Raw genomic sequence first — 14901 nt, forward strand, 5'->3', positions numbered from 1 at the left:
CTCATGGAGCAAGCAAAGCGTTCCGGCGTTCTTTGCACCGGCATGGTACTGCTGTTGTTCCTTGGCCTCATCTACGCGTACTCGGTCTTGCTGGCACCCCTTAAGACAGAGTACGCGTGGCCTATGTCGGGGATGACTTTCATCTTCGCGCTCTCCATCTCGGCGTTCACGGTCGGCGGCCTCCTCTCTGGCAGGTTGGTCGCGCGCGGAATGGTGCGCGGGGGTCTCTTGCTCGGGGCGGCGCTTCTGCTCGCGGGCTTTCTTGCCGTGCCGGCTGCCGCGGCAGCCGGCGGCCTCGTTTCCGTCGCGGCTTTTTACGGCGTCGTCGCGAGCTTTGGCATCGGCGTCGTCTACAACATCGTGACCCCGGTGGTCAGTGCATGGTTCCCCGATAGGCCCGGCTTCGCCCAGGGCGCGTGCCTCATGGGGTTCGGTATGGGGGGCTTCCTGTTCGGTCCGCTTGTGACGAACCTTTACGCCGTGATGCCCTGGCGCCTCGTCATTGGGTGCGTGGGGGTGATCTTCTCCGCCTTGATTGCGATGAGCTCGCTGGTCATTCGCGCGCCTCGGCTCGAGGAGCTCGGGTTGCCCGTGGCCGTCGCGGAAACGGACGGCCACGGTTCCGCCTCTTCGGGGTCGGTGCGGAGTGTGCTCTCCTCGCCCGTCTTCTACCTCGAGTTCCTGTTCCTCTTCTTTATGGGGAGCAACGGGATGGGCGTTACCGGCCTCGGGCGCGAGCTGCCCCTCGCCCTCGGCGTGGGGGACGTTGCTGCTGCGTTTATTATCGGCTTCGTCAACATCGGCAGTGGACTGGGGCGTCTCGGCGGAGGCATCCTGCTCGATCGTGTCGGCTGCGAGCGCTCCATGATTGGAATCGCGCTGGTCGGCATTGCGTCCCCGCTGGTGGTCTCTGCCTCACTCGCCATGGGCAGCGTCCCCTTGCAGCTAGTTGGATGTCTGCTCTTCGGACTCTCATGGGGCTCCGCGATTGTCACGATGCCGTTCATAGCGCGTCGGGAATGGGGACAGGCGGGGCTTGCCCAGAACATGGCGATGGTCAATACCTACAGCATCTTCGGCGCTATCGCGGGCTCGTTCGGGGCCGGATTGCTCGTCGAGGCGACCGATTCGTTCTATCCGGTTCTCAGTATCATGGCGGTTTTCGCGCTCGCTGCCCTTATGGTGGCTATACGCATGGGGAGGCTGCGTGGGATGCGCCTGTTGGCGCTTCGATGAAGGGAGGCTTGCCATGGAGGTGGTCTGTAGCAGCATTCAGACGATTACCCTTGGCTCTGGTGCGGAAATTCCCCAGATAGGTTTCGGCACGTTCCAGATCTGGCCCTATGAGGCCCAGCAGGCGGTCGAGGACGCTCTCGCCCTCGGATACCGTCATGTCGACACGGCCGCGGCGTACTGCAACGAGGCTCAGGTCGGTGCCGCCCTCAAGGCCACGGGAATGACGGGCGAAGTCTTTGTGACCACCAAGCTGCGCAATGCCGATCACGGCCGGGATGAGGTCCTCCGCGCGTGCGACGAGTCGCTCGCCGTTCTGGGCGTCGACGCGATAGACCTGTATCTCATCCACTGGCCATGCCCCACCATGGACCGATATCTCGAGGCATGGCGGGCGATGGGGGGGGCTACGTGATCGCGGCATGGTGCGCTCAATCGGCGTCTCCAACTTCCTGCCCGAGCACCTCGACCGCATCATTGAGGAGACGGGCATCGTCCCGGCTGTCAACCAGATTGAGTCGCATCCGCGTTTCTGGCAGCCCGGCCTCGAGGCATATTGCCGCGACCGAGGCATTGCCATCGAGGCGTATTCTCCGCTCGGCCACGGCAAGGACATCGAGTCCGAGCCCGTGTGCGCCGCCGCGGAGAGGCTCGGTGTGACGCCCGCGCAGGTCGTTTTGCGCTGGCATGTCCAGAAGGGCCATGTGGTGCTGCCCAAGTCGACCAAGCCCGAGCGCATGAGGCAGAACATGGACATCTACGGCTTCGAATTGACCGATGGCGAGGTCGCCGCGATTGACGGGCTGCATGATCCGGAGTGCGCTGTCTCCAACGACCCCCGTACCTTTTGCGCTCCGCAGACCCTCGAGGACATGCTCGCGCGCGGTACGGTGAGGCTCGAGCCCTAGGCATCACGACGGACAATCGAATCGGCTCGTTTGCAGGGCGTCGCCAGGCGGGATTGCGTCGCCAAGCGGCGCCCTTGTTTTTGCTCGAGGGCGACCCACCGCGTTCACCTGACTGGAGGCGAGCTCGAGGGCGAGGAGGGGCCGCCGACAGCTAACCGAAAGCGGAGGGGGCGCGTTAGCGCAATTGGCGAAACTACATCGGCGGAAACGGTGTAAGTACATTGGTAAAAAGGGTGAATAACACGTTAGTGTTAACACATCTCACCACAGTCGGTCCATCCCGTGCCTTTGCGCGATCTCGTTGAAGTTCGGCTTGGCGCCCGCCTGTCCGCACATATTCAGCCCTCCCATCACGTTCCTCCCTATCGGATTCTTCTTTCGAGCGGTGCGATGCCGCACAATCACGTGGCGAACGACTCGTACGAGTCGAGGCACCGGAGCCTCGAGGGGCCCAGCTGTTCTGGGGTTATTGGAAAACGCGGGCGGTGTGCGCCATATTCAACTCAGCTTAGAAGCGGTGAGGCTTTCCGCTAGGGTTTTCCTCTGGTCCGCGGCCCGATGGTCCCAAAGCCCGATACATAAATAGGGGGTGCGGTAAAAAGTCGAAAATCATTAATAAAAGTTAGGCCGAATGAGCAGAAGGTTTAAATGGAGCAAGTGCGAAATCCGTTCACGCCATCTTTTGGCATGGTTCCGCCCGTCATGACCGCCGCCCAAGCCAGCGCCGTCGGCCCATCTTCTGGTTAACGCTGCAACTCAAACATGGGCTATGATTTCAGACGGAGAATAATGACCTGGGTTGCGGCGAACGGGGGCTCACGTGGTAAAACATGCGCTTCAAGATGGCTTTGATAGAAAGATAAGCTACCTGCGCATTGCCGTCACAGATAAATGCAACTTTCGCTGCGTGTACTGCATGCCCGCCGACGGCGTGCCCCCGCGCGCGCATGGCGAGTTGTTGAGTGCCGAGGAAATAGCCCGCTTTGTGCGTCTGGTCGCGGGCGAGGGCATCACGCGCGTGCGCTTAACCGGTGGCGAACCGCTGGTAAGCCATCGCATCATTCCGTTAATTGAGGAGATCCGCGCGATACCCCAGATCGAAGACGTATCGCTCACAACTAATGGCGTGCTTCTACCACGTCTGGCGCCAAAGCTCAAAGAGGCGGGGCTTGATCGCGTCAACATCTCGCTGGATACATTAGATCCCGTCCAGTTTTCCAAAATCACCCGCTTGGGACGCCTGGAGCAGACCCTTGCGGGCATAGACGCGGCTCTGGAGTATGGGTTTGATCCCGTGAAGGTGAACTGCGTGGTGGTTCGCAGACTCAATCAAGACGTGTTTGGCATGGCGAGGCTTTCGATCGATCGTCCCATACACGTGCGCTTTATCGAGTACATGCCCATTGGAAGCGATGAAAATCGCGGGTTTTGCGCAGCGGATGCTGGGGAAAACCCGGATGGCGAGCTTTGTCCCGAGCAATGGGACGCCAGCGATACCGTGCCCTCTAGCGAGCTGCGCCAGATTATCGACGCCGCTGCCAGCGCTGCGGGGGTAGGTGGGCTTGAGCCGGTGGATAACGCGCTTTTGCCCGACGGGGTGGGGCCGGCTCGCTATTGGCGTTTTTCGGGCGCTGCGGGCACGGTGGGATTCATCTCTGCCATGTCGAACCATTTCTGCAGCAGCTGCAACCGCATGAGGCTTACCGCGGACGGCTCTATTCGCCCATGTTTGTTTTCCGATGCGGAGTATCACGTGCGAGAGGCTTTGCGCTCGGGCGATGACGCGCGCGTTGTCGAGATTTTCCGCGACGCCGTCGCACATAAGCCGCAAGAGCATGAGGTGATCGAAGGCACGGAGCGTTTCATGTCGCAGATCGGCGGTTGAGAAGGCGCGTCTTGCGCGGCAGTTGCGCAGCGGCGCGCTGGGTAGAATGGATGCACATCAAGACGGGCCCCGCCCGGGTTCTAGGGAGAACGCACATGACTCAGAACAATCCCCGCGATGCATATCGTGACGAGCTGACGCACGTTGACGAGTCCGGTGACGTCCGCATGGTCGATGTGGGCGATAAGGCCGTGACCCGCCGCATCGCCGTGGCGGAGGGCAGCATCCTCATGCATCCGGAGACCCAGGCCATGGTGCTCGAGGACCGCGCAAAGAAGGGCGACGTACTCGCCTGCGCGCGCGTGGCCGGAATCATGGCGTCCAAACGGACCAGCGACCTTATACCCATGTGCCATCCGCTCAACATCACTAAAAGCAAGGTGGAGATCGAGTCCATCCCCGCTATGGGCGAGGGCGCGCGCAAAGACGGCCGTGTGGGCTTTCACGTGCTGGCAACCTGCGGCGTCACGGGCGTGACCGGCATCGAGATGGAGGCGCTGACCGCGGCGAGCACGGCCTGCCTCACCATCTACGATATGTGCAAGGCGGTCGATCGCGGCATGGAGATCGTCGACGTGCGCCTGCTGCTAAAAGAGGGGGGACGCTCCGGCGTGTGGGAGCGCGAGGGCGCCAGTGCCGCGGCGGTTGAAGGCAAGGACGGCGCGGACGCTACCGCTTCTGACTCCAGTGAAGATGCCCCCGCCGCTCCCGCCCCTACAGTTGCATTTATCGGTTACCAGAATTCTGGAAAGACCACGCTGGTAGAGAAGGTTATTGCCGAGCTAACGGCGCGCGGGCTGCGCGTGGGGTCCATCAAGCACCACGGGCACCACCGCTTCGACATCGACGTGCCGGGCAAGGATTCCTGGCGTCACGCGGAGGCGGGCAGCCGCCATGTGGGCCTCATCTGCGCCAATCGATACGCGGAGTACGTGGATACGGACCAGGAGTTTCCGCTTGATGACTTGTTGGCGCGTTACACCGATGTGGACGTGGTCATTGTGGAGGGGTACAAGACCGCCGGCCTGCCCAACGTGGTAGTGGCTCGTTCCGGCGTCGATCGCCTGCGCGGCTCGAGCTCGCTGGATTTAGTGGACGATGCAACGCTGGCGATTGCCTGTAACGACACCCTGGCAAACCATATCCACATCAATCTGCCGGTTGCCGACATTAACGATGCGGCGACGGTCGCCAACGTGGTGGAAGGTTATCTGGCCCGCTAAGGGTTCCCAAAAGCCCGGCGCGCATGCCGACAGGTACACGCGCTGGCAAACCCTATGACTGGTTTTCGCGCTTGTCGGTGGTCTGGCGGCCTGATTCCGCGCATCGGCGAACGGCGACCTCTGCCAATACAACGTCGGCAGCAAGCAGGCCGGCGATCATAAACGGGATAAGCTCCGGGTGGCTTGATCCCGCAACCATGCCAAAAAGGGGCGGTACAACCATAGCGCCCGTATATGCGCACGCCATCTGCAGGCTGACCAGGCCTTGCGATGCGCGCTCGCCAAAGCGCCCAGGCGTAAGCGCGACAATGCTGGGGTAGATGGGCGCGCAGCCAAGGCCGATGACGGCAAGGCTTGCCCAGAGCACGGGGACGGCGTCAAAGAGGATGAGGGTGACAAGGCCGCCGCCAATAAGAAGCTGGCCCAAGCGGATCTGCTGCTCGCTGCCCAGCCACTGCGCAGCGAATCCAGAGAGCAGGCGACCGGCGGTAATGCCGATGTAGAACAGTGAGACCATGGACGCCGCGGTTGCCGTATCGACGCCGCGCGCCATGACCAGGTAGGTTGCGCTCCAAAGGCCGGTCGCGCCTTCAAGCGCGCAATAGAACCCAAAAGAGCCTATGGAAGCGGCCGCGCCCGGGAGCGCAAGAAGCTGACGATTGGTAAGGGGTTGCTCCTGGTTGGCGGAAGCTTTGCTGGAATCTGGCAGCTTGCCGTCGCTTGCGGCGGATGCGTCCTCGTCCACGCCGCGCTTCCACAAAGGCAGGGAAAAGAACAGGACAAGGGTGATAAAAGCTTGGATCGCGCCTATGGCGAGGTAGCCGCCGTGCCAGCTTGGCGGCCCCGCAAGGGCCCAGCCCATTACAATGGGGCCCGCGCTGGCGCCAACACCCCAGCAGCAGTGCAGCCAACTCATGTGCTTGGCTCCGTAGTTAAGCGCGACGTAGTTGTTGAGCGCGGAGTCAATAGCGCCTGCGCCCAGGCCGTAGGGGATCGAGATCAGGCAGAGCTGCCAAAAGGAGCCCGTAAACGCAAAGGCGAGGATAGCGGCGGCGGTAAGGCCAACGGAGAGAGCGCATAGCCTGCCCGTGCCCAGTTTGCGCACCAGCCGTGCGGTCATGAGCGAGGATACGATGGTGCAGCACGAGATGATGATCGAAATCGCGCTTTGGGCTGCGACGGGTGCGCCCAGGTCGAGATGCATGACCGGCCAGGCCGTGCCCAACAAAGAATCGGGCAGGCCAAGCGAGATAAAGGTGAGGTAGATGATGGGGATGAGAAGAGAGGCCATAGAATACCTGTTCAAAATCTAAGGGATATCGGCGATTTGTTTGATGGGGGCGCGTCCGCCGGTTGTCGTCTGGCGTGCGGGGGCGCCGCAGTTTCCTAAAGGGCGTGAAACACGGGCTGCATGTGGCGGTACGTGCAAAACTCGGTAAAGCCAAGATTGCGCAGGCGTTCCCGTACCTCTGGAATATGAGCGCCCAGATGCTCGGGTTTGTGCGAGTCGCTGCCAAAAGTGATCACGCGTCCGCCCAGCTCGCGATAGAGCTTGAGGATCTGGGTGCAGGGTTGCAGGTCCGGTAGACCATAGCGGAACGAGGAAGTGTTGATCTCGATGCCCTTGCCCTTCTCGATGGTGCGGACAAGGATTTGGCGCACAAGCTCCTCGCTTTTCTCGTGCGGCCAAATACCTGCGGGATCGTAGCGCTTGATAAGGTCAAGGTGCCCCAGTACGCTCCAGTTATCAAACGTATCGACCACGTGAAGCATTTCTTGGTAGTACGCGGTGTTGTACTCGTCCTGCGTGCGCCCCCGCTGAAACTCGCCCGTCCAAAACTCCTTGTTGCCCACCTGGTGGATGGACAAGATGATGAAGTCGAGCGAGCTCGAGAGGCGGTCGAACAAGGCGTTGTAGCGGTCCTGCGTGTGCGACTGCACGCCAAATTCCAGACCGCAGCGCACTTCAAGCCTGCCGGCGTAGCGCTCGCGTGCCTGCATGATGGCGGGGATGTAGCGCTCGTAGTCCACATTGGTGGTGGGTATGCCTTCGACTACGGGCGCCAGCGACGGGTCGCGGCGGAACTCGTCCACATCCGGCTTGATGCCGTAATCGACGTGATCGGTGATGCAGATCTCATCGAAGCCGCGGTCTATGGCGTCGCGGCAGACCGTGTCGAGCGGATAGACGGAATCGTCAGAAAACTCGGTATGGACATGGTAGTCGGCAAGCATATGATCCCCCCTTAAAACAATGCAGCATAGAGAAGGATACCGATTGCATGAACAGGGCGCGGACGAGAAGGATTAAAAAGCAAAAGGTTCCCGACATTAAGATGGGGCGATGCAGCGGGTGGCCCTGCTGTAACGTGCTAGGATAGTGAGCATCCGAGTATCATCTGTTTAACGGAGGGAACCAATGAGCAACGTTCTAGTTTTTGGTCACCAGAACCCCGATAACGACGCCATCATGTCGTCCGTCGTGCTGTCCCAGCTGCTGAACCAGGTTGAGTTCGATGGCAACACCTACCAGGCTTGCTGCCTGGGGCCGCTGCCCGCCGAGTCCGCTAAGCTGCTTGAGGACAACGGCGTCGCCGCTCCCATGCTGATCGACGCTATCGAGCCCGCCGCCGAGGGCGAAGAGGCCCAGCTGGTGGTTCTGTGCGATCACAACGAGCCCGGCCAGTCCGTCACCGGCCTTGAGAACGCCGTGATCGCCGGTGTTGTCGACCACCATCGTTTTGGCAATTTCACCACTGCCGCCCCGCTGCACATCGTCGCGCTGCCCTGGGGTTCCTCTTGCTCCATCGTCGCCAAGCTGTTCGAGGTTCTTGGCGTCGAGCCCACGGACGTTCAGGCCAAGCTCCTGCTCTCCGCTATGATGACCGACACCCTCATGCTCAAGAGCCCCACCGCCACCGCCATCGACGCCGCCATCGCTAAGAAGCTGGGCGACCAGATTGGCGTCGACCCGGTCAAGTTCGGTATGGAGGTCTTCCTCACCCGTCCGTCCGGCTCCTTCACCGCCGAGCAGATGGTCGGCAACGACATCAAGATGTTCGAGGTTGCCGGCAAGAGCCTGCTCATCGGCCAGTACGAGACCGTCGACAAGACCCGCGCCCTCGGCATGATTCCGGAGATCCGCGAGGCCATGCGCGCCTATCAGGCCGAGAAGGGCGCCGACGGCATCGTGCTCTGCCTCACCGACATCATGGAGGAGGGCTCCCAGGTGCTGCTGGAGGGCGATACCGCTGCTGCCCAGAAGGGCCTTGGTATTGCGGACGAGTCCGACGGCGTGTGGATGCCCGGCGTGCTTTCCCGCAAGAAGCAGGTCGCCGCTCCCATCCTGGCTGCTGCCGAGTAGCTTCTGCTCGCTATAAAACTGTTTAGCCCCGGATACCTTTGAGGCCGACGCGTGGTCTCGCTGGGTATCCGGGGCTTTGTACCCGAGGTGGAAACCTTATGGCACATGCGCCCGCCTCAGACTAGGTCTCTTCATAGATAATCGTCAAAAACGCGTTATCTGTGGAGCGAATTTTGTAATCGCTCTGTAGTCGCTTTTGAGGGAGCGGGTCGCCTATGGGTGGGATGGGTACCATAGATTGGTCAAGCGATTGACGCCGATGCCTCGCGCGATGCGGGGCTTTTTGTTTTTTATCCCGTAGCGCGCGGTGACGCGGGATAGCGTCCAACAAGATGGGAGCCGCCATGGCAGCAAGCCAGCACCTGTTCAACGAGACTCAGCGCAAGCGTATCAAGCGCCGCTACGCATACGAGGTCATCACGGAAAACGGCACCGTTTCCGCCGCCGTCATGGTTATCGCTGCGATCGCGGCGGTGATCTGCGCCAACACGGATGCCTATGAGCCCATCCATCAATTCTTGTCCGAGCCCATAGGTATAGGCATCGGTCATTTCTCGGCTTCGATGTCCGTTGAGTTGTTTGTGAACGACTTTCTCATGGCGATCTTCTTCCTCTTGGTTGGCATCGAGCTCAAATATGAAATGACGGTGGGCGAACTCAAGAAGCCCCGTCAAGCCCTGCTGCCCATGCTGGCGGCCGTGGGCGGCGTGGTGGTGCCCGCGTGCATCTACTCGTTCCTCAACAAGGGCGGTATGACCCAGGGCTGGGCGATTCCCATGGCGACCGACATCGCGTTCGCGCTGGGCGTGCTCTCGCTGCTGGGCAACCGGGTTCCCGCCGGCGTACGCGTGTTCTTCACCACGCTTGCCATTGCAGATGACCTGATCTCTATCTTGGCGATCGCTATTTTCTACGGGCACACGCCGGATCTTTTCTGGCTTGCCATGGCCGTGCTGGTGACGGTGCTTTTGGTCCTGCTGAATATACGCCAGTACTTTCGCCTTGCCCCCTATATGGTGCTTGGCCTTGTGCTGTGGTTCTGCCTGTTTAAGTCCGGCATCCATGCAACCCTTGCAGGCGTTATCGTGGCGTTCGCCGTTCCGGCGCGCTCAGGCGTTCAGCTGAGCAACCTGTCCAACTGGTTGCAAGAGAGCCTGCCGGATTTGGCGGATAAGTATGATGATGACGCGCACGTGTTGGGTCAGCATGATTTTACCCGCGCGGCCGTGGGCGTCGAGCGCATCATGCATCGCGTGTCGCCTCCGCTGGTTCGCTTGGAGCGCGCCATCTCTACGCCGGTGAATTTCTTGATTCTGCCCATCTTCGCTTTTGTGAACGCGCAGGTGCGCTTGGTGGGCGTTGACCTGGTCGCTCTGGCGACCGACCCCGTTGCGCTGGGAACCTACTTTGGCATGCTGCTGGGCAAGCCCATCGGTATTGTGGGCGTAACGTTCATCCTGGTGAAGAGCGGCATCGCCGAGCTGCCGCGCCGCGTCACCTGGGGCCACATCGCCGGCGTGGGCGTGTTGGGCGGCATCGGCTTCACCATGTCCATCCTCATCTCCGGCCTGGCGTTTCCCGCGGAGCCCTTCGAGCTGCTGGCGGCAAAGGCCGCTATCCTGTGCGGGTCGGTGACCGCCGCCGTGCTGGGAATGCTCGTGATGAGCAGGGTTACTCGTCCAAAGCTTCGCGCGCCGCAGCCTACCTCCAAGGATGCTCCCAAACCCCAGCAGGTGCATGTCGAGGCTGCGGAATAGGCTTCGATCGAGAGGGCAAAACGAGCGGGTTTTCGTTGACCGGCTCATGGGTATAGCGATATATGCAAACGGTCCGGTTGCCTCGACGGTTGCCGGACCGTTTTTATTTTGACGAGGAACAGCCGTTTTCTTGGGTTGACGATACCGCGGCGGGGCTTATCGCGTCTGCATGGTAGATTATGCTGCGAGCGCGATCGCGGCCTTCTGCGGGGAGGCGTCAGGCGTGGTCGTGCATTCAGATGGGTGCGCCCGTGGATGATGGCGACTGTCGATAAAGGAGGAAGCGCGTATGGATATCGGGTCGTTTCAGGCCGAGGAGTTCGGTGAGCTGCAGCATTTGGTAGATGGCCTGTACGCGGGACGCCAGACGGTCGACCGTCTGGATATGGTGGTCCAGGGCGAGATATTGGATCTGTCCTCTGACCTTATGGAGATTATCAACCTGCTTCCCCCCGGGGTATACGAGCGCCAGCGCCTGTGCGACCAGCTCAATTCGGCGCTTGCGGCCCACGGCTGGGGCGGTATGTACGGAACGGTCGAGTAGGGGAGTGCCATGAAGACACCTCAACAGCAACGCGACGAGGCCGTCGCCGCCGCGGACGCAGCGCTGGGCCATCTTGAAAGCGCCTATGACACGCTGAGGTCCGCCGGCAGATGGAGTCTTTTCGACATTTTGGGTGGAGACCTGTTCGCGGCTTTGGTCAAGCACGGCAAGATCGACAAGGTCAATACCGAGCTTGATGCTGCGCGGGATGCGCTGCGCGCGTTTGTCCAAGAGGTCCAGGACGTGGATCAGGGATCCGCGCTTCGCGTCGAGCTGGACGACTTCCTTACATTCGCGGACTTCTTCTTCGATGATCCCTTTAGCGACCTTATGGTCCATGCGCGTATCAACGACCTCAAGGGCGAGATCGAAAACGCGATTGTGCAGGTGCGCTCCGTGCGCGAGCGGCTACTGCGGTTGGCGTAGGGTTTTGGTCGCGGACGCTTCTGCGGCCCCTCGCCCTGGGCGCCCCGTGTTCATGTTGAAGACGTTACGCGTGCGCGTGTGCGGTGACGCCGACGCGCGAGGCGGGTATACTGCGACAAGGTGTTATGTATTGGCGCCGGGGCGGGTGCAGTGCGCATGCCCGCCCCGCGCTCTGTCGAAAGGCTCATCATGCAGACGATGTATCAGCAGATGGATGCGGACGCCCTGGCTCAGGCCATCGAGGCCCTGCGTGCCCAGGTTGAAGAGGTCAAGGCCCGCGGCCTCGCCCTGGATATGGCGCGCGGTAAGCCGTCGCCCCAGCAGGTGGACATTTCTCGTCCCATGCTCGACATCTTGAGTTCGGACGCGGACCTGCACGATGGCAACGTGGACTGCTCCAACTACGGCTTCTTCGAGGGAATCCCCTCTGCTCGCGCGCTCGCAAGCGAGATGCTGGGCGTGCCTGCCGAGCAGACCCTGGTGCTGGGCTCTTCCAGCCTGCTGCTCGAGCATGATATCTGCGGCCAATTCTGGCGCTGCGGCAGCCTGGACAGCGAGCCCTGGGCGGATTATTCGGCCAAGCATAACGGCGAGACCGTCAAGTTCCTGTGCCCCGCTCCCGGCTACGACCGCCATTTTGGCATCACGGCCGACCTTGGCATCGAAAACGTTCCCGTTCCCATGACCGGCGAGGGTCCGGATATGGACGTGGTCGAGGCCATGGTTGCAAGCGACGCCAGCATCAAGGGCATGTGGTGCGTTCCCAAGTATTCCAATCCCACGGGCGAGACCTACTCCGAGAAGACCGTCCGCCGTCTTGCGACCATGAAGACGGCCGCCCCGGACTTCCGTATCTTCTGGGATAACGCCTATTGCGTGCACGACCTCTACGACGAGACCGATGACCTCGCCAACATCTTCGATTACACCCGCGGCACCGAGAACGAGGACCGTGTGGTCGCCTTTGTCTCCACTTCCAAGATCACCTTCCCTGGTTCCGGCGTCGCTTTCGTCGGTGCGTCGCCTGCGGTCATCGCCGAGGTCTCCGCGTTCCTCAAGATGGGCCTTATCAGTGCCGATAAGATGAACCAGCTGCGCCATGTGCGCTTCCTGCCCAACCTGGACGCGGTTCGCTCCCACATGAAGAAGCATGCGGAGTTCATGCGCCCGCGCTTCGAGGCCGTAGAGCGCAAGCTTGCCGAGGGCCTTGGCGGCACCGGCTGCGCCACGTGGACCCATCCGCGCGGCGGCTACTTTGTCTCCTTCGATGGTCCCGATGGCTCTGCTAAGCGCGTCGCCGCCCTGTGCGCCCAGATGGGCGTCAAGCTCACCCCGGCTGGCGCTACGTGGCCCGGCGAGGATCCGCGCGATACCAACATTCGCATCGCCCCAAGCTACCCCAGCGTAGAGGAGCTCGAGGCGGCCCTCGACGTGTTGGTGCTCGCCGTCAAGCTGGTCGCGGCCGAGCTCGCAGCGGAAGAGCGCGCGTAGATGGCTGACGCCCACGCGGAGCGAGTAAAGGGCATCTTTTCCGAGATCGCCCGTCGATATGATCTGTTTAACGCGTTGTCCAGCTTTGGTATCTACCGAAGCTGGCTTCGCCGTGTCGCTCGTACTGCCGCCTGCACGGACGCCGATCGCGTTTTGGATGTTGCGGGCGGCACGGGCGACGTCGCCTTCGCCTTGTGCGAAGCGTGCCCGCCGGCTTCCATCGAGCTTACGGACTTCACGCCCGAGATGCTCGAGGTCGCAGCCGAGCGCATAACGGTTGGCGCCAACCTTGGCGTACCATGTGGCCTCAACGTGGTCGATGCCCATAATCTCCCGTATGGGGACGAGGAATTCACGGTAGTCACGTGCGCCTATGGCCTGCGCAACTTCTCTGATCGCCGCCGCGCGATGCGCGAGGCCGCGCGCGTGCTGGCACCCGGCGGGCGCTACGTGGTCCTGGAGTTTGGTACGCCGCCTAACGCGGTGTGGCGCGCGTTGTATCGCTTCTACCTCACCCATATGATCCCGTTTATCGGCGGGGCGGTGACGGGCGACCGCTCGGGTTTCGACTACCTGCGCGACTCCATCAAGGCGTTTCCACCGCAAGACGCCATTGCCCAAGAGCTTCACGAGGCGGGATTCTCGCAGGTGGAATATGAGAACTGCACCGGCGGCATCGTCGCGGTCTATGCCGCGGTGAAGTAGAGGCGAAGTATCGCTGGGGGTTGGGGCTTTTTGCCAGGCCGTGCAGAACTGCTGCAAATCGCACGCCGTCATAGGGCTTATGCCACGGGGCAGCTACAATAATCCAGGTATGTACCCGAGATAACTGACTGGATTCAAAGCATGACCGATGATTTCTTCGATGACGAGCAAGAGCTGATGGAGGCAGATGCCGCTGCGGCTTCGTCCGATGCGGATATGGTCGAGCAGGAGGCTGCGGCCGTATCTAACGCAAGCGATTCCGATGATGCGGCGGACCAAAAGTCCGCTTCTGGCAATGCCGCTCGTCGCAATGACGCGCCGCCCTTCTGGATGGTGCTGGCGATTGCCGCCATCGCGCTTATCCTGGGCGTGGTGATTGGCTACATGATCGGCACCTCCGCAACCTTGGCAGAGCTTGGTAGCTCTAGCGAGCAGATGGCCCAGCAACAAGACCAGTCTGCTGGCGAGCTCGATTCCACCCAGCTGCCCGAGGGCCACCCGCAGCTGTCCGTCGATCAGGATGGCAACGCGACCGTGGTGGACTCCGGTTCCTCGTCCGCAGACTCCTCGTCCGCAAACGCGAACGCCGACGCGAGCCAGGAGTAGAGTGCCATGGCATTCAACGCAGAGCAGACCAAGCGTACCCGCGCCGTTATAGTGATCTTGCTGCTGGTTGCGGTTATCGTCCTTGCCGTTGTGGTGCTGTCCGGCGCCCTGACTCCTGCGGGGTCCCAGGGCCAGCAGACATCGCAGCAAAGCGAGCAGGCGGACGGCAACGCGTCTTCTAGCAGCCAGGCTGCATCTGATGACGCCCATACCATGGACGATGTCGACGCCACGTACGGTACCGCGGCCAAGCAGCTTAAAGCCAAGTACGAGGCCAACCCCGCCGACCCGTCGACCCTGCTGAACCTGGCTAACGGCTACTTTGATTGGGGCACCGCCGCCATGAGTCATGCTCAAGGGGACGAGGATCAGCAGCACGCCATCGACCTTTTTAAGCAGGCGATCAGCTACTACGACACCTATATCGAGCGCAATCCTGGCTCTAAGTCCGCCGAGGTCGACCGCGCGATCTGCGTCTTCTACTCGGGCGACCATACCGCGGCCATCGCGGCGCTTGAGGATTTTGTGGCAGGCGATTCCACGTTTGGACCCGCTTGGGCCAACCTCGGTATGTTCTACGAGAACGAGGGCCGCATCGATGACGCCAAGGACGCCTACAACAAGGCGATCGAGGCTGATCCCGAGGACACCTACCAGGTCAAGACGTATGCCCAGCAGCGTCTGGCTAACCTTGAATCCACCCAAAGCGACGCTTCGTAGCGCGGCTTTGGAGCCCGGTATCTTACTAACACTTCGAGT

15 protein-coding genes are annotated in these 14901 nt (G+C 61.4%); 13 read left to right on the top strand and 2 right to left on the bottom strand.

What is annotated here, in order from left to right:
• Nucleotides 1–3: 3 nt before the first annotated feature.
• The 5 genes from B3H65_RS06100 to moaC all read left to right on the top strand — a co-directional run bounded on the left by B3H65_RS06100 (nucleotide 4) and on the right by moaC (nucleotide 5249).
• Entirely contained in the window at nucleotides 4–1236 is a 1233-nt protein-coding gene (locus B3H65_RS06100) for an MFS transporter (protein ID WP_286684541.1), read from the top strand.
• A 13-nt stretch (nucleotides 1237–1249) separates the two neighbouring features.
• Entirely contained in the window at nucleotides 1250–1648 is a 399-nt protein-coding gene (locus tag B3H65_RS06105) for an aldo/keto reductase (RefSeq protein ID WP_286684542.1), read from the top strand.
• Nucleotides 1649–1655: 7 nt separating this feature from the next.
• Nucleotides 1656–2141: an aldo/keto reductase gene (locus B3H65_RS06110; RefSeq protein ID WP_286684543.1), complete on the top strand. Its 486-nt coding sequence runs from the start codon at nucleotides 1656–1658 to the stop codon at nucleotides 2139–2141.
• Between the two features lie 916 nt (nucleotides 2142–3057).
• Nucleotides 3058–4026, top strand: a complete 969-nt coding sequence (locus tag B3H65_RS06115; RefSeq protein WP_414630714.1) for a GTP 3',8-cyclase MoaA — start codon at nucleotides 3058–3060, stop codon at nucleotides 4024–4026.
• Between the two features lie 95 nt (nucleotides 4027–4121).
• A complete protein-coding gene (moaC, locus tag B3H65_RS06120; protein ID WP_286684545.1) occupies nucleotides 4122–5249 on the top strand; it encodes a cyclic pyranopterin monophosphate synthase MoaC in 1128 nt (375 codons plus the stop codon).
• A 52-nt stretch (nucleotides 5250–5301) separates the two neighbouring features.
• Here the strand turns inward: moaC and B3H65_RS06125 are convergent, their stop codons facing one another.
• Together B3H65_RS06125 and B3H65_RS06130 are read right to left on the bottom strand one after the other, a co-directional pair.
• The gene (locus B3H65_RS06125; protein WP_286684546.1) at nucleotides 5302–6540 is read right to left on the bottom strand and encodes an MFS transporter; all 1239 of its coding nucleotides are present in this window, start codon (nucleotides 6538–6540) and stop codon (nucleotides 5302–5304) included.
• A 95-nt stretch (nucleotides 6541–6635) separates the two neighbouring features.
• Nucleotides 6636–7484, bottom strand: coding sequence for a histidinol-phosphatase HisJ family protein (locus B3H65_RS06130; RefSeq protein WP_286684547.1), 849 nt, complete (start codon nucleotides 7482–7484; stop codon nucleotides 6636–6638).
• Nucleotides 7485–7668: 184 nt separating this feature from the next.
• Between B3H65_RS06130 and B3H65_RS06135 the strand changes: the two genes are divergently transcribed.
• From B3H65_RS06135 to B3H65_RS06170, 8 genes are all read left to right on the top strand, one after another.
• Complete coding sequence (locus B3H65_RS06135; RefSeq protein ID WP_270480987.1) at nucleotides 7669–8613, top strand: DHH family phosphoesterase; 945 nt, start codon at nucleotides 7669–7671, stop codon at nucleotides 8611–8613.
• 344 nt (nucleotides 8614–8957) lie between these two features.
• Nucleotides 8958–10370, top strand: a complete 1413-nt coding sequence (nhaA, locus tag B3H65_RS06140; RefSeq protein ID WP_286684548.1) for a Na+/H+ antiporter NhaA — start codon at nucleotides 8958–8960, stop codon at nucleotides 10368–10370.
• Nucleotides 10371–10659: 289 nt separating this feature from the next.
• Nucleotides 10660–10914, top strand: coding sequence for a hypothetical protein (locus B3H65_RS06145; RefSeq protein WP_286684549.1), 255 nt, complete (start codon nucleotides 10660–10662; stop codon nucleotides 10912–10914).
• 9 nt (nucleotides 10915–10923) lie between these two features.
• Nucleotides 10924–11340, top strand: coding sequence for a hypothetical protein (locus tag B3H65_RS06150; protein WP_286684550.1), 417 nt, complete (start codon nucleotides 10924–10926; stop codon nucleotides 11338–11340).
• Between the two features lie 189 nt (nucleotides 11341–11529).
• The gene (locus B3H65_RS06155) at nucleotides 11530–12831 is read left to right on the top strand and encodes an aminotransferase class I/II-fold pyridoxal phosphate-dependent enzyme (RefSeq protein ID WP_286684551.1); all 1302 of its coding nucleotides are present in this window, start codon (nucleotides 11530–11532) and stop codon (nucleotides 12829–12831) included.
• Nucleotides 12832–13536 carry a ubiquinone/menaquinone biosynthesis methyltransferase gene (locus B3H65_RS06160; RefSeq protein WP_286684552.1) on the top strand — a complete coding sequence of 235 codons (705 nt, stop codon included), beginning with the start codon at nucleotides 12832–12834 and terminating at the stop codon, nucleotides 13534–13536.
• Between the two features lie 141 nt (nucleotides 13537–13677).
• Nucleotides 13678–14142: a hypothetical protein gene (locus tag B3H65_RS06165; RefSeq protein ID WP_286684553.1), complete on the top strand. Its 465-nt coding sequence runs from the start codon at nucleotides 13678–13680 to the stop codon at nucleotides 14140–14142.
• 6 nt (nucleotides 14143–14148) lie between these two features.
• Nucleotides 14149–14862, top strand: a complete 714-nt coding sequence (locus B3H65_RS06170) for a tetratricopeptide repeat protein (protein WP_286684554.1) — start codon at nucleotides 14149–14151, stop codon at nucleotides 14860–14862.
• Nucleotides 14863–14901 lie beyond the last annotated feature (39 nt).

This window comes from Collinsella sp. UBA1693 (genome assembly GCF_002320115.1).
GTDB classification, from domain to species: Bacteria; Actinomycetota; Coriobacteriia; order Coriobacteriales; family Coriobacteriaceae; genus Collinsella; species Collinsella tanakaei.